Below are 843 nucleotides of genomic sequence, written 5' to 3'. Positions count from 1 at the left end.
GACCGCCGCCGGGACGGCCGAAGCCGTCGGGGCCCCGGCTGCCGAGGCCCCCACCGCCAAGCTGCCCGCCCAGGCCGCGCCGAAGGAGCCCGCCGCCGAGCCGGCCGCCGAGGCCGCCGTCCCGCGGCAGTCCGCCGCCGGGGAGCAGGAGGAGGCGCGGTGAGCGGGCCGGCCGAGCAAGCAGAGGGCACGGCCGTCCCCGCGCAGCGCTCCGGCCGGCACGCCGCGCCGCGCACGCCGATCCGGGTCCGGCTGAGAGGCCGCGCCCTGGCGATGGCCGCGGTGCCGACCGCGCTGCTGATGGCCGCGGCCTACACGCCCAACCCGGCGGTCGCCGAGTCCGCGGCGGGCAAGCCGTGCGGCAACGCGCCGGTGGCCGTCCCGGACGTGACGCCGATCGAGACGCCCGTCCCCAAGAGCGAGCTGCCCGAGCCGCCGCCCGCGTCGTCCGGCACACCCGGTACGGTGTCGACGCCCTCGGCCGGCCCGAGTTCGGTGCCGACCACCACCCCGACCGCGGCGCCGACCACCGCGCCGGTGAAGCCGCCGGCCACCACGACCACTCCGTCCGCCGCCCGCTCCGCCACCACCGGCGGCTTGGGCGCGGTGAGCGCGGTCTACCGGGGCACCGGCGACGGGACGGCCACCGCGAGCCAGGCCGGGCTGATCGACGACCTCGTCGGCGGCATCAACCACCTGCTGAACCCGGGGAGTCCGACCGGTCCGACGCCGAGCGCGACACCCGGTGCCACCCCCCAGGGGCCGGCCGCCCCGGCCCCGCGGGTCGGCACCCCGGCGCAGCCCGCCCCGTCGCAGTCCCCGGCCGCCGGGAACGGCGACGGG

The 843-nt window shown here is 80.8% G+C and carries 1 pseudogene; it reads left to right on the top strand.

What is annotated here, in order from left to right:
• Positions 1-159: 159 nt before the first annotated feature.
• Positions 160-843, top strand: a pseudogene (locus tag BG452_RS35755) (hypothetical protein); the annotation flags it as partial.

The organism is Streptomyces sp. CBMA123, from assembly GCF_014596465.1.
Lineage (GTDB): Bacteria > Actinomycetota > Actinomycetes > Streptomycetales > Streptomycetaceae > Kitasatospora.
Note: the sequence above shows the minus strand (reverse complement) of the source record. Positions and strands in the feature narration are given on the sequence as shown.